We start from the raw sequence: 19,457 nt of genomic DNA, 5'->3' as shown, positions 1-19,457 counted from the left end.
CTCCATGGACGGATTCACGGCGTCCCCCGCAAACCCCACCCGCCCGACCCACTCCATGAAACGCTCTACGCTGCCAACCGCAACGCGCCTACACATGCCCGGACATCCCGCATGCCGCCCCTGCTGAAGATCCGTTCCGAGCGCGGGCAGATGTCGGCCATCGAGCGCCGCATCGCCGACTTCATCCTCGACAACGCCCACCTGCTGCGCGACTACTCGTCCCAGCAACTGGCCAGTGCGCTCGGCATCAGCCAGTCCAGCGTGGTGAAGTTCAGCCAGAAGCTTGGCTTCAAGGGCTACCCGGACCTGAAGTACTCCATCGGCCAGGATGTCGCCCGTGCTGGCGCCGATCCGCAGCAGGCCCCCAGCGAACCCGACAGCGGCGACGACTACCTGCGCCTGGGCGACACCCTGCGCCGCAGCAAGGCGCAGGCCGAAGAGGAAACCCGCCAGGCCAACCCACGCGAGGAGATCGAGCGCATCGTGCAGCTGCTCGACGGCGCGCCGAAGCTGTTCGTGTACGGCCTGGGCGACGACGGCCTGTTCGCGCGCGAGTTCGCCATGCGGCTGTCGCTGCTCGGCCTGCTGGTGGTGCCGCATACCGACCCGATCCTGATGCTGGCCAACCTGTCGGCCGCGCGCCCCGGTGATGCGCTGCTGGTGTTCTCCGAATTCGGCAACCTGCCTCAGCTTTCGCAGCTGTCGCGCCAGTTCCAGGACATGGGTGGCAAGGTGATTTCCATCACCCGCCATACCGCCAACCCGCTGCGCGCGCATGCTGACGCAGCGCTGGTGGTGTGTGCGCACGAGCGCACGCCGCAGGTCGCGCAGCTGCTGTACCGTAGCGCCATGCACGCCCTGCTCGATTTCCTGTTCGTGCTGCTCTGCCACACCAATCCGGACCGCCAGCAGCAGCTGGCGGTGAACCTGGAGCGGATCGACCACCTGCTGGATTCCTGACCGGAGCACCTGTTGATGAAATCGCTGGTCCGTCTCGCTACCGCTGCACTGCTGCTTGCCGCGGCGGCATCCGTCCACGCTGCGCCGCTGCAGGGTGCGCGCCAGCTGATCGTGGTCACCAGCGAAAGCTGGGACAGCACACAGGGCCAGCTGCAGGCCTATGTGCGTGATGGCAAGGGCTGGCATGCACATGGAGAGGCGTTCCCGGTGGCACTGGGCCGCACCGGCAGCGCCTGGGGCCTGGGCCTGCACCCGGCGCAGGCCGATGGCCCGCAGAAGCAGGAAGGCGATGGCCGCAGCCCGGCAGGCGTGTTCGCGCTCGGCAGCGCGTTCGGCTATGCCGTCACCCGCCCCGGCACCGCCATGCCCTACCAGCCGATGCTCGACAGCAGCTACTGCATGGATGTGCCGGCGTCGCCGTTCTATAACCGCATCGTCGACGCGAAGAAGGTCGGCAAGGCAGCTGTGGAAGGCTCCACCGAGCCGATGCGGCTGGATCTGCACAACAAGGGCGACGTGCGTTACCAGGAGGGCTTCGTGATCGCCCACAACCCGGACAACCAGCCCGGCAAGGGCAGCTGCATCTTCGCCCATCTGTGGCGCCAACCCGGTGAGGCCACGGCCGGCTGCACCGCCATGCCGCAGGCCCGCATGCAGGCCCTGCTGGACTGGTTGCGGCCGCAGGATGCGCCGCGCTTCGTGCTGCTGCCGCGCGCCGAGTACACGCGCCTGCAGGCCCAGTGGCAACTGCCCGCACTGCGCGGAGACGCCCGTTGAGCGCGCAGGACGAACCGCAGCTGCAGCGCGCGGTCAGCCGCTGGCAGATCGTCGGCCTGTCGATCAACGATGTGATCGGCAGCGGCATCTACCTGCTGCCGGCCGCCACCGTCGCCCTGCTTGGCCCCTTCAGCCTGTGGGGCGTGGTCGCTGCCGGCATCGTGGTCGCCCTGCTGGTGCTGTGCTACGCGCAGGCCGCCAGCTATTTCGACGAGCCCGGTGGCAGCTACCTGTATGCACGCGAGGCGTTCGGGCGCTTCGCCGGGTTCGAGATCGGCTGGATGATCTGGCTGACCCGCATCAGCTCGGCGGCCGCACTCAGCAACGCGCTGGCCGATGCGGTCGCGCGTTTCTGGCCGTGGGCCGGTGCCGGCATGGGGCGCATCGCGGTGATCGTGGTGTCGCTGGGCTTCCTCACCGGCGTCAACATCATCGGCGTGCGCTCGGCCGCGCGCACCGGCGTGGTGCTGGTGATCGGCAAGATGTTGCCGCTGCTGCTGTTCGTGGCCATCGGTGCGTTCTATATCGACCCGCAGCTGGCCTTCTCCGGCCAGCGCCCCGACCCGCACGACCTGCAGCGCATGGGCGAGGCCGCGTTGCTGCTGCTGTACGCCTACGCCGGCTTCGAGAACATCCCGGCCGCCGCCGGCGAGTACCGTAATCCGCGTCGCGATATTCCGTTCGCGCTGATCACCATGATCATCACCGTCACCGTCATCTACGGCGCGGTGCAGGTGGTGGCACAGGGCACGCTGGCCGGCCTGGCCAGCTCGGCCACGCCGCTGGCCGATGCCGCTGCCGGCTTCGGCGGCGAAGCACTGGCGCTGATCCTCACCGTAGGCGCGACCATCTCCATCCTCGGCACCAACAGCAACACGATGATGATGGGCCCACGCTTCCTGTTCGCACTGGCCCGCGATGGCTATGGGCCGAAGATCCTGGCGCAGGTGCATCCGCGCTTCCACACCCCGGCCGCATCGATCCTGTGCCAGGGTTTGATCGCACTCGGCCTGGCCCTGTCCGGTTCGTTCGTGCAGCTGGCCCTGCTGTCGATGACCACGCGCCTGTTCGCCTACATCGGAACGGCCGCTGCGGTACTGGTGCTGGCCAAGCGCTATGCGGACCGGCCGGGTGCACTGAAACTGCCGGGTGGCCCGCTGATTCCGGTACTGGCGCTGCTGCTGTGCCTGGCGCTGTTCGCCAGTGCCAGCTGGCAGAACATCGCTGCTGCGCTGGTGGCGTTCGCCATCGGCGCGGTGATCTACAAGCTGCCGCGAAAAGATGCCGACGCCGGATGACCAATAGCGCCGGGCCATGCCCGGCGGATTGATCTGGTGATCACGCTGCCGGACCGGGCCGTTAACCGCCACACAGGCAGGATCAGGCTTCGTCCACAACGGAGCCTTCCATGACCGAGTACCAGATCCCCGGCCGCGTACCGGACGACAGCACGCCGCGTGATGCGGTCAGCAACTACTGGCGTGAGCGCTACACGGCCGAGCCGTATTACGACGACCAGCTGTTCTTCGAGGATTATGAACCGGCCTACCGCATCGGCCACGCCGCGCGTGCGCAGGACATGATCCGCGCCTACGAACAGGTCGAAGCTGAACTGGAGTCGCGCTGGGCCAGCGAGCGTGGCCGCAGCCGGCTGGAATGGGCGCAGGCGCGCGGTGCCGTGCGCCGTGGCTGGGAGGATGCGCAGTTGGCGGATCCGCGGTTGAAGCGATAACGCCATGCTTTTGTCGGGCCGAGCCTACGCTCGGCTCGACTCCACAAACGCCGCAGGACAGCCGAGCATTGGCCCGGCTCTACACATTCACTCCTGTTCCGGCAGCGGCGGCACGGCCGCGCTGCGCTTGCTCTCACCGCCACCGGCGGCGATCAGGTCGCGGGTGTTCTTCTGCACCGCCACCGCGCCGAACAGCGACAGTGCATACGCCATGCCGTAGAAGCCCTTCTCGCTCGGTGCCAGCGTGGCATTCCACAGGCCAACCAGCAGCAGCATCAACGCCGACAGCAGTGCGAACCAGCACAGCGCGTAGTACAGGCCACTCACCGGAATGCCCTCGACGCGGTCACGCACGCTCTTCTGCAGCGACACCGCCGCGAACAGGCCGAACAGCAGCAGGGTCAGGTAGTAGCCCTTTTCGTTGAGCGCCATCGTGGCGTTGAACAGACCGATCAGGTAGGCCGCCGCACCCAGCAGCAGGGCCACCCATGAGGCGGCGATGAAGGCGGTGGAGGGCTTGTGGGGCATGGCAGTGTTCATTGCAGATCCTTGGCAGGCAGACGGGCACGCTTTGCCCGGGCGTGCCCACCCTAGACGATCCCGCCGCGCTCGCACAGGGGTCGCAGGACCTTCGGGCCACGACGCTCACGGCGCCAGTGGTATACAAGGGACAGCCCGGCCATCCGCATCCCCGCACTGGAGATACCCATGACCCGCACGCCCCTGCTGCTCGCCCTCGGCCTGGTGCCGATCCTTGCCACCTCCGCCTGCAATGCCGCCGACCCGGCCGCCAACGGCGCCCAGACCGCAGCGCCCGCAGCCTCCACCACTGCCGACCAGCGCCCGTTCACCGCCACCGAAATCAGCCGCTTCGACCAGCCGTGGGCGATGACCTTCCTGCCGGACGGCAGCCTGCTGGTCACCGAAAAGCGCGGCAAGCTGCAGCACCTGGACCTGGCCAGCGGCCAGAAGCACGAGATTACCGGCGTTCCGAAGGTCGCTTACGGCGGCCAGGGCGGCTTCGGTGACGTGATCCTGCACCCGCAATTCGCGAGCAACCACGTGATCTACCTCAGCTATGCCGAGGAAGGCACGCTGGACACCCGCGGCGCCGCCGTGGCCCGTGCCACGCTGGCGCTGGACGCCAACGGTGCCGGCCAGCTGAAGGACCTGAAGGTGATCTGGCGACAGAGCCCGAAGGTGAGTGGTGAAGGTCACTACGGCCATCGCCTTGCTTTCGGCCCGGACGGCAAGCTGTGGATCAGCTCCAGCGAGCGCCAGAAGTTCGATCCGGCGCAGGACATGGGCGGCAACCTCGGCAAGATCATCCGCCTCAACGATGATGGCAGCCTGCCCGCCGACAACCCGTTCGCCTCGCAGGGCGGCGTGGCCGCGCAGGTGTGGTCACTGGGCCACCGCAACATCCTCGGCATGGCCTTCGATGCCAACGGCAAGCTGTGGGCACACGAGATGGGCCCGGCCGGCGGTGACGAACTGAACCTGATCGTGCGCGGCGCCAACTACGGCTACCCGATCGTTTCCAATGGTGACCATTACGACGGCCGGACGATTCCCGACCACGACACGCGCCCGGAATTCGCCGCGCCGAAGGTGACCTGGACGCCAGTGATCTCGCCGGCCGGCTTCGTGATCTACAGCGGCAACCTGTTCCCGCAGTGGAAGGGCAGCGGCTTCATCGGCGGCCTGTCCTCCACCTCGCTGGTGCGCGTGGCCTTCGACGGCGACAGCGCGCGCGAAGCCGAACGCTTCAACATGGGCGAGCGCATCCGCGAAGTGGAACAGGGCCCGGATGGCGCCCTGTGGCTGCTGGAAGACGGCAGCAAGGCGCGCCTGCTGAAGCTCACCCCGAGCACCTGAGGTAGTGCCGGTCGCTGGCCGGCACGTTTGTCCGCAACGGCCCCGCACGCGGGGCCGCCTGCGTTCATTGGATGGTGATGACCTTCACCTCGGTCTTCGTGCAGGCCTGGTCCAGGCACTGCCCGTTCAACCACACCTGGCCGCTGCCGATCATCACGCCCTGCTGGTTGACGAACACCTTGCCGAAATCCTGCTCGGACACCGCCTTGACCACCGCCGGGGTGATGATCTTCTCGTAGTTGCGCTGGAACTCACCGGGGCCGGTGATCTTCTTTCCGCCACCGACGTTCAATGGAAAGCGCACTTCCTCGACCACCGCAGCGCGATCGCCGCCAACCACGGCGGCCTTGAACGCATTGAAGACCTTCTCGAACTGCGCCGCATCGCCAAGCAGCGTTTCGATGCGCGCGCGTGCGTCTTCGGCGGGCGCTTCCGCTGCGGGCGCGGCCGGTGCCGAAGCAGCGGGTTCAGTGGCAGATGCCGCAGGCGTTGCCGGGGCGCTGGCCTCCATCGGCGGCGGTGCATCCGCCGCAGGCTCGGCCGGCGGTGCCGCCGGCTGCGAGCAGGCGGCCAGCACCAGGGCGGGAATCAGACAAGCCATCCGGCGCATGCGCGCACTCCATCGAAACAGGGAGCCCGATGGTAGCGCCGCCGCGGTGAGGACAACAAAAAGGGGACGGAGGGGATTAAGTCGTTAGTGGCACAAACGACTTAATCCCCTCCGTCCCCTTTTTCTTCGATCAGGCCTTCAGCAGCTCGAACTGCACGGCTTCGCCGGCCGCCGAGGACGCGCAGACCCACAGGTCGAAGTGGCCCGGCTCGGCACGCAGCACGCCGTCGCGGCCGGTGAAGGCCAGCTGCTCGCGGGTGAGGGTGAACACCACGTCGGTCGACTCGCCTGGCTGCAGTGCCACCTTGCGGAAGTCCTTCAGTTCACGCACCGGACGCACGCGGCTGGCCACGCGGTCGTGGATGTACAGCTGCACCACTTCCTCGCCGGCCACGTCGCCGCTGTTGGTCAGGGTGGTGGTGATGGTGAGGGTGTCGTCCCAGCCGAGCTGCGCGGCACTCAGCTGCGGCACGCCGTAGGCGAAGGTGGTGTAACCGATGCCGTGGCCGAACGGGTACAGCGGCTCGTTCGGAATCTCGCGCCAGCGAGCCTTGAACTCCGACATGGTCGGCAGTTCCGGGCGGCCGGTGCGCGGGTGGTTGTAGAAGTACGGCTGCTGGCCGGACACCTGCGGGAAGCTGACCGGCAGGCGGCCGGACGGGCTGTAGTCGCCGAACAGCACATCAGCCACGGCATGGCCGGTCTGCGTGCCCAGGTACCAGGTCACCGCCACGGCCTGCGCATTGCGCACCGCGCCCTGCAGTGCCAGCGCGCGGCCGTTGCGCAGCAGCACCACCAGCGGCTTGCCGGTCATCGCCACCGCCTCGGCCAGTGCCTGCTGTGCCGGCGGCAGGGTGATCTCCACGCGCGACTGCGCTTCACCGCTGTAGCGCTGCGGTTCGCCCAGCGCCAGCACCACCACGTCGGCGCGCAGCGCGGCAGCCACCGCTGCTTCGGTGCCGCCCGGAATGGCAGTTTCCAGTTCGCAGCCCGGCACGATCTCCAGCAGCGCTTCATCGCCGATGGCGGCGCGCACGCCGGTTTCCAGGTCCACGTAACGCTGCTTGTCGCCGAACAGGGTCCAGCAGCCTTCAATGTTCTCGCGGTCCTGCACGAACGGACCGATCAGCGCGATCTTCTGCCCGGTCTTCTGCAACGGCAGCACGTTGTCGCGGTTGTTCAGCAGCACGATCGAACGGCGCGCGGCATCGCGCGACAGTTCGTCATGCGCGGCGAGGTACGAGGTATCGGCTTCGCGCGCCGGGTCCAGCGAACGGTACGGGTCGTCGAACAGGCCGATGGTTTCCTTCAGCCACAGGATGCGGCGCACGCCCTCATCCAGCACCGCCATCGGCACCTCGCCGCTCTCGACCAGGCCCGGCAGGTGCTCGGCGTAGAAGCCGCTCTGCATGCTCAGGTCCAGGCCGGCGGTGAACGCCTTGGCGGTGGCATCGCGGTCGTCGGCGGCATAGCCGTGCGCGACCAGTTCCATATCGGCGGTGTAGTCGGAGATCACCACGCCCGGGAACTTCCATTCACCGCGCAGGATGTCGGTCAGCAGTTCGGCGTTGGCACTGGCCGGCACGCCGTTGATGTCGTTGAACGAGGACATCACGGTGATCGCGCCGGCGTCGAAGGCGGCCTTGAACGGTGGCAGGTGCACGTCGCGCAGGGTCTGCGGCGAGATGTCCACCATGTTGTATTCCATGCCGGCCATCACCGCGCCATAGGCGGCGAAGTGCTTCGGCGTGGCCAGCAGCGAATCGGCGGCGCGCAGGTCGCCGCCCTGGAAGCCGCGCACGCGGGCGGCGGCAAAGGCACAGCCCAGCACCACGTCCTCACCGGCACCTTCGGCGCCACGGCCCCAGCGCTGGTCGCGGGCGATGTCCACGGCCGGGGCATAGGTCCAGTGCAGGCCGGCAGCGGTGGCCTCGATGGCGGTGGCGCGCGCGGTGCGCTCGGCCAGCGCCGGCTCGAAGCTGGCGGCCTCGCCCAGCGGAATCGGGAACACGGTGCGCATGCCGTGGATGACGTCGGCCGCCAGGATCACCGGGATGCCCAGGCGGCTCTCTTCGGTGGCGACCTGCTGGATCCGGCGGCCCAGTTCGGCGCCCACACCATTGAACAGCGAGCCGACCTTGCCCTCGCGCACCTGCTGCAGCACCTGGTCGGCATTGCGCACGTTGGCTTCCGGGTTCACGTCCGGGGCGAACGGGCGGACCATGTCCGCGAAGACACCCAGCTGGCCGACCTTTTCCTCGACGGTCATCTGGGCAATGAGGGATTCGATGCGATCGGAGGCCACCGGCAGTCCTTGATGAAAACGTTTACAAGCCCGGCATTCTAGCGATCCCGGGCGATTTGGCGAGGGGTTTGTTCATTCAGTTTCAGCCACCAGCGGGGTCCGTATGGCCCCGCCGGGGGCACCGCAGCTTACTCCGAGCCGGCCAGCTGGCGCTGCCCGGCCATCAACATGGCGTCGCTGGAGGCCTGGAACACCCGCAGGCCGAAGGCCGGCAGGATCGCCAGCAGGTGGTCGAAGATGTCCGACTGCACCGCCTCGTACTCGCCCCAGGCGGTGCTGCGGGTGAAGCAGTACAGCTCCAGCGGCAGGCCTTCGGTGGTCGGCTGCAGCTGGCGTACCAGCAGGGTCATGTCGGTATGGATGCCCGGGTGGCTGCGCAGGTAACGCTCCACATAGGCCCGGAAGGTACCCAGGTTGGTCACCCGGCGGCTGTTGACCTCGGCCACGCCCTGCTCGCGCAGGCGCCCGTTCCACTGCCCCAGCTCCTGCTCCTTGGCCTGCAGGTAGTCGCGCAGCAGCGCGAATTCACCGAGGAAGGCCAGGTCGCCCTCATCCAGGAAGCCGACGCTGTGCTGGTCCAGGTACAGCGCGCGCTTGATCCGGCGCCCTCCCGCCTCCTGCATGCCGCGCCAGTTCTTGAACGACTCGGTCACCAGCTTCTTGGTGGGGATGGTGGTGATGGTCTTGTCGAAGTTCTGCACGGTGATGGTGTGCAGGGCGATGTCGATCACATCGCCATCGGCGTTCTGGCTGGGCATCTCGATCCAGTCACCGATGCGCACACGACCATCGCCACTGATCTGTACGCTGGCCACCAGCGACAGGATGGTGTCCTGGAAGACCAGCATCAGCACTGCGGTGGCGGCGCCGAGACCGGTGACCAGATAGCGGAGGTCGACGCCGGCCAGGGTGGCAACGATCGACAGGCCGGCGATCACGAAGATGACGATCTTGGCGACCTGCAGGTACCCCTTGATCGGCTTGTTGCGTGCCTCGGGGCGGCGCTCGTAGAGATCATTGGCCGCATCCAGCGCATGCGAGATGGCCAGCACCACGGTCAGGATCGCCCACGCCTGGCAGGCGCCGATGATGAAGCTCACCAGCCCCGGCGGCAGGTCCGGCACGATGCGGATGCCCGAGGCGATCACCTGGCTGGGCACCACATTGGACAGACGCGAGATCACCCGCATCAGGTGGCTGCCGCGGCCGGTATCAGCACCCGGCAGGCGGCTGAGCAGGCGTCGCAGCCCGCGCAGCAGGATGCGCTTGGTCACCCAGTTGGCCAGGCCAGCGGCGATCAGCAGCGCCGAGATCATCAACGCCAGGTAGGCGCCAGGATAGGGTTCCAGTGTGTTCTGCAGCCGTTCCAGCCACTGTACTGCCACCACCGCGTCCACCATCGGTTGTCTCCTGTCTGTTTCGTTGTTGCCAAGGTTGCCGGCCAGCGGCCGGCACTACCGGGGTTGCTGGCCAATGGCCGGCACGACCGGGTCAGTCCCGCGTGCGTTCGATGATCACGCCCACAGCGCGCGCGCCGCGCACCGCGCCCGGCTTGCTCAGCTTCAGGCGCAGCCACTTCACGTCGAATTCGTCCAGCACGATCTGCGCGCAACGTTCGGCCAGGGTCTCGACCAGGCCGAACTCCGACTCGCGCACGAACTGTTCCAGGCGCTTGCTCACCGCCTTGTAGTTCAGGGTGTGGGCGATGTCATCGGTGGCTGCGGGGCGACGGTTGTCGAAGCCCATTTCCAGGTCGAACACCAGGTCCTGGCGGATCCGCCGCTCCCAATCGTAGATGCCGATCAGGGCGTCGATCGTCAGCCCCTCGATGAAAACCTTGTCCATTGCGGTTACCAGCCGAATACAGACGGCCATGGTACCGGCACGGCGGTGAGCCTGCCCGGAACGGGCGGCGGGCCACCGGCGTGGGGCGGTCCGGAAAAAACAAAGGGCCCTGCTAGCGGGGCCCTTTGGTACCTCTCAACGTCCCCGGGGGGAGCTGGAATCCAGCCGCGAGTCCCGGAGCACACGATGCAGATCGTGACGTTCATTTCCTCTACGGTCCAGAGTCAATCACGACATACTGGAGGAAGCCCAAGGCGATACAGGAATTTTGCTGCCTGACACGGCGGCATTGCCCGATATCACGCCTGCGGCAACCAGCGCAGGCTAGTGATCCGCCATGTGGTCCCGTATTTGATGAGAGAGCAACGAATCCTGCAGGCAGCGCTGTCACGCCCACGGTGGGCGACGTACAAACGCATTGCATACCGGCACTGTTTGGACGCCGCCTCACTTTACGTATGGAACATGCAGATGTGCGGCGCGCTGCTATCTCCCCTGCACGTCTGTGAAATCGTAATCCGCAATGCGGTGGCCGCGGCGCTGGCGCATACCTTCGGGCCGCGCTGGCCCTGGCATCCTGCACTGCTGCAGCGGATGCCAGCAGATGGCGCGTTGTCGGCCTTGCAGGATATCCATAGACAGGCAGATCCTCGGATGGACACTCCGGAGATCATCGCCAGTCTTCGTTTCGCTTTCTGGCAGCAGCTTTTCACGCGGCGCTTTGAGGGAGCCATCTGGGCGCGGGGCTTGAAGATTGCGTTGCCGAACGCGCCACAGGATGCTCTCAGCGTGGTCCGCACGAACATCCACGCTGACCTCGACCGCATCCGCCACCTGCGCAACCGCATCGCCCATCACGAGCCCATCCTCAAGCGCGACATCGGCGCCGACCTGGCCGCGATCGGGCGGCTGATCCATGCCCGCTGCCCACACACGCTGGGCTGGCTGCAGCGCCATGAGCGGGCGACAACCGTGCTGGCGGCGTCGCCGTTGGCAGTGCATCGGTAATGCGTCCGCCGGCCGTGGCCCGACGCTACCGGTTCACACCGCCGGCAGGGTCGCCATGTCCCAGCGCGGGGTCACATCCACCTTCGGCGGGCTGTGCTGGCCAGCCTGCAGGCGCAGCGCGCCGGCGAAGGCGATCATCGCGCCGTTGTCGGTGCACAGTGCCGGCCGCGGGAAGCAGGCGCGGCCGCCGAGGCGCTCGGCCATCTGCTGCAGGCGGGCGCGCAGGCGCTTGTTGGCGCCGACGCCGCCGGCCACCACGATCACGTTGGTGCCCGCCGCTTCCAGCGCGCGCTCGCACTTGATCGACAGGGTCTCGACCACCGCATCTTCAAAGCCCCGGGCGATGTCGGCACGGGTCTGCTCGCTCTGGTCGCTGTCGCGCCAGGCCATCAGGACCTGGGTCTTCAGGCCGGAGAAGCTGAAATCCAGCCCCGGGCGGTCGGTCATCGGCCGCGCGAAGCGATACGCGCCCGGCGTGCCCTGCTCGGCCAGCCTGGCCAGCTGCGGGCCACCAGGGTACGGCAGCCCCATCAGCTTGGCGGTCTTGTCGAAGGCCTCGCCGGCCGCATCATCCAGGGTTTCGCCCAGCAGGCGGTACTGGCCGATCGCATCCACCGCCACCAGCTGGGTATGGCCACCGGACACCAGCAGTGCCACGAACGGCGCTTCCGGCGGGTCGTCTTCCATCAGCGGGGCCAGCAGGTGGCCTTCCATATGGTGTACGCCCACGGCCGGTACCTCCAGCGCCCAGGCCAGCGAACGCGCCACGCCCGCGCCCACCAGCAGCGCGCCGACCAGGCCGGGACCGGCCGTATAGGCCACGCCATCGATATCACCTACCCCCAGACCGGCTTCGGCCAGGGTCTGGCGCACCAGCGGCAGCAGCTTGCGGACGTGGTCGCGGCTGGCCAGCTCTGGCACCACCCCCCCGTATTCGGCGTGCAGGGCGATCTGGCTGTAGACCGCATGGGCGCGCAGGGCCGCGCTGCCGGACAGGCCGGTGTCATACACCGCCACGCCGGTCTCATCACAGGAAGATTCGATGCCAAGGACTCGCATGCCTGCTATTATGACGCCCCTGCCGCCCCCTCGGGGGATGTGCAGATCTCACTGCTTTCGAACTTCCGGCCCGTATTCAGGGTTGGCCGCTTGCAGTTTGTCTATTCGCCGCTATAATGTGCGGCTCGCCGGGCGTGACCCGGTTCTACTGTGTCCCGGAGATTCCATGCCCAGCGTCAAAGTCCGCGAGAACGAGCCCTTCGAGTTTGCTCTTCGCCGCTTCAAGCGCACTTGCGAAAAGGCCGGTGTGCTGGCCGAAACCCGCAAGCGCGAGTTCTACGAAAAGCCGACCCAGGAGCGCAAGCGCAAGGCCGCCGCTGCTGTGAAGCGTCAGCTGCGCCGCTCGTCGCGCGACGTCACCAAGCGTCAGCGCCTGTACTGATCGGACGCATCTTCATTGCGGCGGGCCTGCCTGTCGCGATGGAGCCGAAGCCGGCACGCGCGAGCGTCGCCGGCTTTTTGCGTTTCCGGGTTCGGGCATCCGCGCCCGCCCCACCTACCACCACGAGGTTCCTCATGAGCATGAAGCAGCAGCTCACCGAAGACATGAAGGCCGCCATGAAGGCCGGCGAGAAGCACAAGCTGGGCGTGATCCGCCTGATCAATGCCGCCATCAAGCAGCGCGAAGTGGACGAGCGCATCGAACTGGACGACACCGCCGTGATCGCCGTGCTCGACAAGATGGTCAAGCAGCGCAAGGACTCGGTCAGCCAGTACGAAGCCGCCAACCGCGAAGACCTGGCCGAGATCGAGCGCGCCGAGATCGTGGTCATCGAAGCCTACCTGCCGGCCAAGATGGGCGAAGCCGAGATCGTGGCCGCCATCCAGGCCGCCATCGCCGAAACCGGCGCCTCCGGCCCGGCCGACATGGGCAAGCTGATGGGCGCACTGAAGCCCAAGCTCGCCGGCCAGGCCGACATGGGCCTGGTTTCCAAGCTGGTCAAGCAGCTGCTGGCGTAATCCAGCACTTGCGGTCGGATCCCTTCCGCGACACGGAAGGGCTCTGACCCCATTGATGCACCCGCTTCACCGCACCTTCGTCGGTCGCCTGCTACAACCGCACACATGGTTGAACCCGAGCCCAACGTTCCCGTGTCACTGCGCAAGTACATCAAGCGCCTGCAGGACAGCTTCCCGATGGCGGTGGCCAAGCGCTTCATCGACGTCGACGTGCTGACCCAGGCAGCTTCCGTCTCCTTCTACGCCCTGCTGTCGATGGCACCGTTGCTGGTGCTGCTGCTGTGGCTGACCGCCTCGCTGTACCCGCCGGCCCAGCAGGCACTGATCGACCAGATCAGCTCGGTGGCCGGCAGCAGCGCGGCCACCGTGGCCGAAACCGTTCTGAAGAACGCCGACAACCAGCCGGATGTCGGCTCGCTGGCGGGTGTGTGGAGCACGCTGCTGCTGTTCGTCGGCGCCACCGCCGTGTTCGCCCAGCTGCAGAACGCACTGAACCTGATCTTCCGCACCAGCGGCGAGCGCCTGGAAGGCCTCAAGGCCTGGCTGCGCAAGCGCGTGTTCTCGTTCGGCGTGGTGCTGGCGCTGGGCTTCCTGCTGATCCTGTCGATGACCGCCACCACGGTGCTGCAGGTGGCCTTCGCGCAACTGCCCTCGATCCTGCCCGCGCTGGGGTACGTCACGAGCCTGCTGCTGTACGCAGTCGGCTTCGCCTTCATGTACCACTACCTGCCCGACCGTCGCGTGGCGTGGCGCCAGGCCTTCATCGGCGGCGTCATCACCTCGGCACTGTTCGCACTGGGCCGGTACGGCATCGGCGTCTACATCGCCACCGTGGCCCCCGGCAGTGCCTACGGCTCGATGGGCGCGCTGGTGATCTCGCTGGTCTGGATCTACTACGCCACCGTCGTGTTCTTCGTTGGTGCCCTGATGACGGCGGTGATCGATGAGCGCCTGCGCGCGCGTCATCACCTGGCCGCAGCCGGCATTGATCCGGCAACCGCCAGCCAGGTGCCCGACAGGGGGTAAACTAGGCCGACCGCCCCCGGTTCCGTCGCGTGGTCCTGCACCGCGCCCTGCCCTGTTGCCCATGGCCCGTATCCCCGACGCTTTCATCGACGACCTGCTCGCCCGCACCGACATCGTCGAGGTGGTGGGCAGCCGCGTGCCGTTGAAGCGCCAGGGCAAGGAGTACGCCGCGCGCTGCCCGTTCCATGACGAGCGCTCCGCGTCGTTCACGGTCTCGCCCACCAAGCAGTTCTATCACTGCTTCGGCTGCGGCGCGCACGGCACCGCGATCAGCTTCCTGATGAACTACGACCGCCTCGAGTTCCTCGACGCGGTGGATGAGCTGGCCAAGCGCGCGGGCATGGAAGTACCGCGCAACGAGAACCCGCGCAGCCCCCAGCAGCAGGACGACAGTCGCGAGCTGTATTCGGCACTGGATGCCGCTGCCCGGTTCTTCCAGAAGAACCTGGAAGGCAGCGACAAGGCACGCAGTTACCTTGATGGGCGTGGCGTGGACGAAGAGAACCGCGCGCGCTTCCAGATCGGCTACGCCCCGGATGGGTACAGCGGCCTGCGCGATGCACTGGGCAAGGACGAGCGGCGCATGAAACTGCTCGACCGCGCCGGCCTGTTCTCGAAGAACGACCGCGGCCACGTCTACGACAAGTTCCGCGACCGGGTGATGTTCCCGATCTTCGACCGCCGTGGCCGGGTGATCGCCTTCGGTGGCCGCGTGTTCGAGAAGGACGACGGCCCCAAGTACCTCAACTCGCCCGAAACCGCGCTGTTCCACAAGGGCCGCGAACTGTACGGCCTGTGGCAGGTGCGCCAGGCCAACCAGAAGATCGAGCGGCTGATCGTGGTCGAGGGCTACATGGACGTGGTCTCGCTGTTCCAGTTCGGTGTCACCCAGGCGGTGGCAACACTGGGTACCGCAACCACGCCGGACCATGCCGAGCTGCTGTTCCGCAACGCGCCGGACGTGTTCTTCTGCTTCGACGGCGACGCCGCCGGCCGACGCGCCGGCTGGAAGGCGCTGGAGTCGGTGCTGCCGCGCATGAAGGACGGCCGCCAGGCCTTCTTCCTGTTCCTGCCCGATGGCGAGGACCCCGACACCATCGTGCGCAAGGAAGGCGCCGAGGCCTTCAACGAGCGCCTGAAGCAGGCCACGCCGCTGTCGCAGTTCTTCTTCGATGAACTGACCCGCGAGATCAACCTGGGCACGCTGGACGGCAAGGCGCGCCTGGCCGAACGCGCAAAGCCGATGCTGGCGCAGATTCCCGACGGTGCCTTCGGCGACCTGATGAAGCAGCAGCTGGCGCAGCTGACCGGGCTCGGCGGCAACGCCCAGGCTGCACGCACGCCGATGCCGCAACGCCAGCCTTCGCGCACGATCCAGCCAGTGGCCAGGCGCAGCCTGGTGCGCGGCGCGATCGCCGTGCTGCTGCAGCAGCCGTCGCTGGCGCTGACCCTGGGCGGCAAGCATCACTTCCAGGGCCTTCGCCTGCCGGGTGTGGAACTGCTGCTGGAGCTGCTGGGGCTGGTCGAACAGCGCCCGGACATCAGCACCGGCGCCCTGCTGGAACATTTCGACGGCCGCGAGGAACAGGCCTCGCTGCATACATTGGCCGCACAGACGCTGCCCGGCACCGAAGCCAGCTGGACCCAGGAACTGCACGACGCAGTGGCCCAGCTGGAGAAACAGCTGCTGGTGCAACGTCTGGAGGAGTTGTTGGCAAAGCAGCGCCAGCAGGGCCTCGACGATACTGACAAATACGAACTGCGCGAGCTGTTGAAGGCCCGCGCCGGACTGCGCTTGTAGCGGCAGGACGTTTTCACGGAGAGGACCATGCTGCTGCGCCTGACCTGCCTGCTGTTGTTGTCGCTCTGCCTGCCACTGACGGCCCTGGCCGAAGACGTGCCTCTCAACGAAGTCCGTCCCGGCCTGTATGCCGGTGGCCAGGCCAGTGCCGCACAGCTGCAGGCCTTGGCCGCACGGGGCGTACGCACGGTGATCGACCTGCGCCAGCCCGACGAGGACCGGGGCTTCGATGAAACCCGCGCGGCCGAATCGCTGGGCCTGCGCTATGTGCGCATTCCGGTGGCCGGCGCCGAGGGCCTGGATACGGCCAATGTGCGCGCGGTGCACCAGGCCCTGCAGCAGAGCCAGGGGCCGGTGCTGCTGCACTGCGCCTCCGGCAACCGCGCCGGTGCCGTGCTCGGCCTGGTCAATGCCCACTACGAACATGCCAGCCCGGAGCAGGCGCTTCAGCTCGGCCAGCGCGCCGGCCTGAAGTCGCTGGAAGCCGCCACCCGCCAGCGCCTGGCCACACCGGTCACTTCGCCCTGAACAACCCTCCGCACCAAGGACTCTGCCCACCATGACCCGCTGGTGGTCGCGCCTGCGACCGGACAACTTCACCCTCGCCCTGCTGTGCACCGTCGGCCTGGCCTCGCTGCTGCCGATGAAGGGCGCCGCCGCCATCGTGCTCGACGATGTCACCACCGTCGCCATCGCCGCGCTGTTCTTCCTGCATGGCGCGCGCCTGCCGCGCGAGTCGATCATCGGCGGCATGCTGCACTGGCGGCTGCACCTGACCATCCTGGCCTGCACCTTCCTCCTGTTCCCGCTGCTGGGGCTGATGTTCAAGCCACTGTCGGGCTGGCTGCTGACTCCGGAGCTGTACCTGGGCGTGCTGTTCCTGTGCACCCTGCCGTCCACCGTGCAGTCGTCCATCGCGTTCACTTCGATGGCCCGCGGCAACGTGCCGGCAGCGGTGTGCAGCGCCTCGCTGTCGAGCATCCTCGGCGTGTTCCTGACCCCACTGCTGCTGACCGCGCTGGCCGGCACCTCCGGCGGCGTGCATGACCCACTGCACGCGATCGGCGGCATCATGCTGCAGCTGCTGGTGCCGTTCGTGGCCGGCCACCTGCTGCGGCCGTGGATTGCCGGCTGGGTGGAGAAGCAGCGCGCGCTGCTGCGCTACACCGACCAGGGCACGATCCTGCTGGTGGTGTATTCGGCGTTCGGCGAAGCGGTGACCGAAGGGTTGTGGAGCAAGACGCCGCTGCTCTCGTTGCTGGCCGTGGCCGTGGTGGCTGCCGTGCTGCTCGGCATCGCCATGCCGCTGATTACCTTCATCGCCCGCCGGCTGCGCTTCAACCGCGAGGACGAGATCGCCATCGTGTTCTGCGGCTCGAAGAAGAGCCTGGCCACCGGCGTGCCAATCGCCAAGGTGCTGTTCGCCGGCGGCAGCCTCGGCGCGATCGTGCTGCCGGTGATGATCTACCACCAGATCCAGCTGATCGTCTGCGGCGTGATCGCGCAGCGGTATGCGCGGCGCAAGCCCTGACAGGGCACGCGGGTTGTTCCGGGTAGACCATCCACGCATGGCGTGGATCTACTCCAAACCACGGATGGCGTGAACCACCAGTAGATCCACGCCATGCGTGGATGGGTTGCCTGACACTACGAATCCACGAGCGTGCCGACGCTCAGCTCCGGCATCCACACCCACAGGTCGTACGCCCGTTCCGCATGGGTATCGCCCCGCAGCCGCGGGGCCACCTGCTCTGGAAGTGGCCGCGCCATGCAACGGTCCGCGCACGCCCACGCCTGGCCACGCAGCGCACCCAACCGCACGCTGTAGATATCCAGGTCCCGCAGCTGGGAGGCCATCGGCCGCCTCTGCATTTCCGGCGGCATACCTTCCGGCCGCCGCAGCATGGCGTGGACATTGCCAGTCAGCACCAGCATGCGTGCATTGTCTGGCAACCCTCGATAGAGCCGTCGCAATTCGGCTGCCATGAAGTCATCGCGCGTCTGGTTGCCGCCACTGCTGGCATTGACGTCATAGCCAACCACTTCGATCACGCGCCCCTGCGCCTTCAGCACACGGAGGCCTTCGATCATCGCCAGCATGTCGCGGCTACGGCGACCATCATGCTGGTCATCGCGCACGGTCCAGAACGCGCGGCCGTGCAGGTGCCGGCGCGCCCTGGCCCCGCCATCGGATTCCAGATAGTCGCGCAGCACAGGGTTCTCGGCGCGTGGCAGTTCCAGCGCCAGCAGGACCGGGCCGTTGCGGCTGTAGTCGTCCACCAGCTGACGTACCAGCAACGGGGTCTCGCGGGTGCCGTGGAATTCGCCCAGTACCAGCAGGCGGTGCTCACCGGCATGCTGGCGGATCTGTGCGGCGGTGTCATCGGCATGCGCGGTGAGGGCCACACCCAGCGCCAGCAGCAGCGCGGTGGTCCAACGGAAGATCGAATGCATCCCTGCGCCTTCCTTTCCTTTGCGGTCAGGAACAGCAATGGCGACGCAGCAACCGCGGTTCAAGTAGATCCACGCCGTGCGTGGATGCTCCCGCCATCAGACCGGGCCTGAGTCGAGCGTGGCTCGACTCTACAAAGGGCAGCCCCTCACAACCAGGGCAGGATCCAGTGGTCCACCAGCAGGAAGGCGAACAGCGCCATCAGGTACACGATGGAGTAATAGAACATCTTCATCGAGAACAATTCGTCCGGCGGGTTGAGCATGCGCCAGGCATACCAGAGGAACACCGCGTTGAGCACGATCGCGCCGCCCAGGTAGAACGCACCGCTCATGCCCACCAGGTACGGCAGCAGGCAGACCAGCGCCAGCACCACCGAATACACCATGATCTGCTTGCGGGTATGCACCACGCCGTGGGTCACCGGCAGCATCGGGATCTCCGCCTTGGCGTAGTCCTCGCGGCGGAAGATCGCCAGCGCCCAGAAGTGCGGCGGGGTCCAGATGAAGATGATCAGCACCAGCAGCGACGAGTACGCCCAGTCCGACGAACCCTGCATGCCGGTCACTGCGGCCCAGCCCAGCATCGGCGGCATCGCGCCGGCCAGGCCACCGATGACGATGTTCTGCGAGGTCGCACGCTTGAGGTACACGGTGTAGATCACCGCGTAGCCGATCAGCGAGGCGAAGGTCAGCACGGCGGTGATCAGGTTCACCCACAGCACCAGGATGGTCATCGACAGCACGATCAGCACGCCGGCAAACACCAGCACCTGCCATGGCTTGACCTTGCCCACCACCAGCGGACGCCACGAGGTGCGCGCCATCTGCGCATCGATGTGTGCGTCCAGCAGCTGGTTGATGGCGGCTGCGGCCGAGGCCGCCAGCCAGATGCCGAGGAAACCGAGCACACCGGCGCGCACCTGCTCCCAGCTCGGCACGCCCGGAATGGCCAGGACCATGCCGACCAGGGCGGTGAAGACGATCAGGGCAACGACCTTGGGCTTGGTCAGGTCCCAGTACTGGCGGTAATTGGAAAACATGG

General features: G+C 67.1%; 20 protein-coding genes. 12 read left to right on the top strand and 8 right to left on the bottom strand.

Features of this window, described 5'->3' with window-relative positions:
* Positions 1-111: 111 nt before the first annotated feature.
* From AC5P9P_RS09645 to AC5P9P_RS09630, 4 genes are all read left to right on the top strand, one after another.
* Positions 112-960 (top strand): MurR/RpiR family transcriptional regulator, encoded by an 849-nt coding sequence (locus tag AC5P9P_RS09645; RefSeq protein WP_049459316.1) that lies wholly within the window; start codon positions 112-114, stop codon positions 958-960.
* Positions 961-975: 15 nt separating this feature from the next.
* Positions 976-1,737 carry a L,D-transpeptidase family protein gene (locus AC5P9P_RS09640; RefSeq protein WP_049448553.1) on the top strand — a complete coding sequence of 254 codons (762 nt, stop codon included), beginning with the start codon at positions 976-978 and terminating at the stop codon, positions 1,735-1,737.
* On the top strand, positions 1,734-3,035 hold the full coding sequence (locus AC5P9P_RS09635; RefSeq protein ID WP_005407814.1) for an APC family permease: 1,302 nt from the start codon (positions 1,734-1,736) through the stop codon (positions 3,033-3,035). Before AC5P9P_RS09640 ends, AC5P9P_RS09635 begins: the two co-directional genes overlap by 4 nt.
* A gap of 110 nt (positions 3,036-3,145) precedes the next feature.
* Positions 3,146-3,469, top strand: a complete 324-nt coding sequence (locus AC5P9P_RS09630) for a hypothetical protein (RefSeq protein WP_033833647.1) — start codon at positions 3,146-3,148, stop codon at positions 3,467-3,469.
* An 87-nt stretch (positions 3,470-3,556) separates the two neighbouring features.
* Here AC5P9P_RS09630 and yiaA read toward each other — a convergent pair whose 3' ends face one another.
* Positions 3,557-4,009 carry an inner membrane protein YiaA gene (yiaA, locus tag AC5P9P_RS09625; protein ID WP_033833646.1) on the bottom strand — a complete coding sequence of 151 codons (453 nt, stop codon included), beginning with the start codon at positions 4,007-4,009 and terminating at the stop codon, positions 3,557-3,559.
* Between the two features lie 168 nt (positions 4,010-4,177).
* On the opposite strand from yiaA, the gene AC5P9P_RS09620 reads away from it, so the two are divergent.
* Complete coding sequence (locus AC5P9P_RS09620) at positions 4,178-5,347, top strand: PQQ-dependent sugar dehydrogenase (protein ID WP_495232715.1); 1,170 nt, start codon at positions 4,178-4,180, stop codon at positions 5,345-5,347.
* A 64-nt stretch (positions 5,348-5,411) separates the two neighbouring features.
* On the opposite strand, the gene AC5P9P_RS09615 is transcribed toward AC5P9P_RS09620, so the two are convergent.
* The 4 genes from AC5P9P_RS09615 to folB form a co-directional block, all read right to left on the bottom strand.
* Positions 5,412-5,957 carry a hypothetical protein gene (locus tag AC5P9P_RS09615; RefSeq protein WP_049433369.1) on the bottom strand — a complete coding sequence of 182 codons (546 nt, stop codon included), beginning with the start codon at positions 5,955-5,957 and terminating at the stop codon, positions 5,412-5,414.
* 130 nt (positions 5,958-6,087) lie between these two features.
* Entirely contained in the window at positions 6,088-8,262 is a 2,175-nt protein-coding gene (locus AC5P9P_RS09610) for a glycoside hydrolase family 3 N-terminal domain-containing protein (RefSeq protein WP_322535312.1), read from the bottom strand.
* Positions 8,263-8,390: 128 nt separating this feature from the next.
* Positions 8,391-9,662, bottom strand: a complete 1,272-nt coding sequence (locus AC5P9P_RS09605) for a mechanosensitive ion channel family protein (protein ID WP_495232714.1) — start codon at positions 9,660-9,662, stop codon at positions 8,391-8,393.
* A gap of 91 nt (positions 9,663-9,753) precedes the next feature.
* On the bottom strand, positions 9,754-10,107 hold the full coding sequence (gene folB / locus AC5P9P_RS09600; protein WP_005407807.1) for a dihydroneopterin aldolase: 354 nt from the start codon (positions 10,105-10,107) through the stop codon (positions 9,754-9,756).
* Positions 10,108-10,461: 354 nt separating this feature from the next.
* Here folB and AC5P9P_RS09595 point away from each other — a divergent pair, with 354 nt between their 5' ends.
* Positions 10,462-11,115 (top strand): hypothetical protein, encoded by a 654-nt coding sequence (locus AC5P9P_RS09595; RefSeq protein WP_495232713.1) that lies wholly within the window; start codon positions 10,462-10,464, stop codon positions 11,113-11,115.
* 33 nt (positions 11,116-11,148) lie between these two features.
* Here the strand turns inward: AC5P9P_RS09595 and tsaD are convergent, their stop codons facing one another.
* Positions 11,149-12,174: a tRNA (adenosine(37)-N6)-threonylcarbamoyltransferase complex transferase subunit TsaD gene (gene tsaD / locus AC5P9P_RS09590; protein WP_032966370.1), complete on the bottom strand. Its 1,026-nt coding sequence runs from the start codon at positions 12,172-12,174 to the stop codon at positions 11,149-11,151.
* A gap of 166 nt (positions 12,175-12,340) precedes the next feature.
* Here tsaD and rpsU point away from each other — a divergent pair, with 166 nt between their 5' ends.
* The 6 genes from rpsU to AC5P9P_RS09560 all read left to right on the top strand — a co-directional run bounded on the left by rpsU (position 12,341) and on the right by AC5P9P_RS09560 (position 17,492).
* Positions 12,341-12,556, top strand: coding sequence for a 30S ribosomal protein S21 (gene rpsU / locus AC5P9P_RS09585; RefSeq protein ID WP_002808376.1), 216 nt, complete (start codon positions 12,341-12,343; stop codon positions 12,554-12,556).
* A gap of 134 nt (positions 12,557-12,690) precedes the next feature.
* On the top strand, positions 12,691-13,134 hold the full coding sequence (locus AC5P9P_RS09580) for a GatB/YqeY domain-containing protein (RefSeq protein WP_005412032.1): 444 nt from the start codon (positions 12,691-12,693) through the stop codon (positions 13,132-13,134).
* Between the two features lie 105 nt (positions 13,135-13,239).
* A complete protein-coding gene (locus AC5P9P_RS09575; RefSeq protein WP_049402636.1) occupies positions 13,240-14,160 on the top strand; it encodes a YihY/virulence factor BrkB family protein in 921 nt (306 codons plus the stop codon).
* 61 nt (positions 14,161-14,221) lie between these two features.
* Positions 14,222-15,961, top strand: coding sequence for a DNA primase (dnaG, locus tag AC5P9P_RS09570; RefSeq protein ID WP_033833640.1), 1,740 nt, complete (start codon positions 14,222-14,224; stop codon positions 15,959-15,961).
* A 27-nt stretch (positions 15,962-15,988) separates the two neighbouring features.
* A complete protein-coding gene (locus AC5P9P_RS09565) occupies positions 15,989-16,489 on the top strand; it encodes a protein tyrosine phosphatase family protein (RefSeq protein WP_111188389.1) in 501 nt (166 codons plus the stop codon).
* A gap of 31 nt (positions 16,490-16,520) precedes the next feature.
* Positions 16,521-17,492 carry a bile acid:sodium symporter family protein gene (locus AC5P9P_RS09560; RefSeq protein WP_005407800.1) on the top strand — a complete coding sequence of 324 codons (972 nt, stop codon included), beginning with the start codon at positions 16,521-16,523 and terminating at the stop codon, positions 17,490-17,492.
* 116 nt (positions 17,493-17,608) lie between these two features.
* On the opposite strand, the gene AC5P9P_RS09555 is transcribed toward AC5P9P_RS09560, so the two are convergent.
* Positions 17,609-18,415 carry a calcium-binding protein gene (locus AC5P9P_RS09555; RefSeq protein WP_495232712.1) on the bottom strand — a complete coding sequence of 269 codons (807 nt, stop codon included), beginning with the start codon at positions 18,413-18,415 and terminating at the stop codon, positions 17,609-17,611.
* 146 nt (positions 18,416-18,561) lie between these two features.
* Positions 18,562-19,455 carry a heme o synthase gene (gene cyoE, locus AC5P9P_RS09550; protein ID WP_005407798.1) on the bottom strand — a complete coding sequence of 298 codons (894 nt, stop codon included), beginning with the start codon at positions 19,453-19,455 and terminating at the stop codon, positions 18,562-18,564.
* Positions 19,456-19,457: the final 2 nt, after the last annotated feature.

This window comes from Stenotrophomonas sp. YJH_SMC_14-1 (genome assembly GCF_059372275.1).
The sequence above is the reverse complement of the archived record's forward strand: the minus strand, read 5'-3'. Positions and strand labels throughout refer to the sequence as shown.

Excerpts from the sequence above, each read along its gene's own strand:
- AC5P9P_RS09645 (WP_049459316.1), top strand. The coding sequence starts at position 112 with ATGCCGCCCCTGCTGAAGATCCGTTCCGAGCGCGGGCAGATGTCGGCC.
- AC5P9P_RS09640 (WP_049448553.1), top strand. The coding sequence starts at position 976 with ATGAAATCGCTGGTCCGTCTCGCTACCGCTGCACTGCTGCTTGCCGCG.
- AC5P9P_RS09630 (WP_033833647.1), top strand. The coding sequence starts at position 3,146 with ATGACCGAGTACCAGATCCCCGGCCGCGTACCGGACGACAGCACGCCG.
- yiaA (WP_033833646.1), bottom strand. The coding sequence starts at position 4,009 with ATGAACACTGCCATGCCCCACAAGCCCTCCACCGCCTTCATCGCCGCC.
- AC5P9P_RS09620 (WP_495232715.1), top strand. The coding sequence starts at position 4,178 with ATGACCCGCACGCCCCTGCTGCTCGCCCTCGGCCTGGTGCCGATCCTT.
- AC5P9P_RS09615 (WP_049433369.1), bottom strand. The coding sequence starts at position 5,957 with ATGCGCCGGATGGCTTGTCTGATTCCCGCCCTGGTGCTGGCCGCCTGC.
- AC5P9P_RS09605 (WP_495232714.1), bottom strand. The coding sequence starts at position 9,662 with ATGGTGGACGCGGTGGTGGCAGTACAGTGGCTGGAACGGCTGCAGAAC.
- folB (WP_005407807.1), bottom strand. The coding sequence starts at position 10,107 with ATGGACAAGGTTTTCATCGAGGGGCTGACGATCGACGCCCTGATCGGC.
- AC5P9P_RS09595 (WP_495232713.1), top strand. The coding sequence starts at position 10,462 with ATGAGAGAGCAACGAATCCTGCAGGCAGCGCTGTCACGCCCACGGTGG.
- tsaD (WP_032966370.1), bottom strand. The coding sequence starts at position 12,174 with ATGCGAGTCCTTGGCATCGAATCTTCCTGTGATGAGACCGGCGTGGCG.
- rpsU (WP_002808376.1), top strand. The coding sequence starts at position 12,341 with ATGCCCAGCGTCAAAGTCCGCGAGAACGAGCCCTTCGAGTTTGCTCTT.
- AC5P9P_RS09580 (WP_005412032.1), top strand. The coding sequence starts at position 12,691 with ATGAGCATGAAGCAGCAGCTCACCGAAGACATGAAGGCCGCCATGAAG.
- AC5P9P_RS09575 (WP_049402636.1), top strand. The coding sequence starts at position 13,240 with ATGGTTGAACCCGAGCCCAACGTTCCCGTGTCACTGCGCAAGTACATC.
- dnaG (WP_033833640.1), top strand. The coding sequence starts at position 14,222 with ATGGCCCGTATCCCCGACGCTTTCATCGACGACCTGCTCGCCCGCACC.
- AC5P9P_RS09565 (WP_111188389.1), top strand. The coding sequence starts at position 15,989 with ATGCTGCTGCGCCTGACCTGCCTGCTGTTGTTGTCGCTCTGCCTGCCA.
- AC5P9P_RS09560 (WP_005407800.1), top strand. The coding sequence starts at position 16,521 with ATGACCCGCTGGTGGTCGCGCCTGCGACCGGACAACTTCACCCTCGCC.
- AC5P9P_RS09555 (WP_495232712.1), bottom strand. The coding sequence starts at position 18,415 with ATGCATTCGATCTTCCGTTGGACCACCGCGCTGCTGCTGGCGCTGGGT.
- cyoE (WP_005407798.1), bottom strand. The coding sequence starts at position 19,455 with ATGTTTTCCAATTACCGCCAGTACTGGGACCTGACCAAGCCCAAGGTC.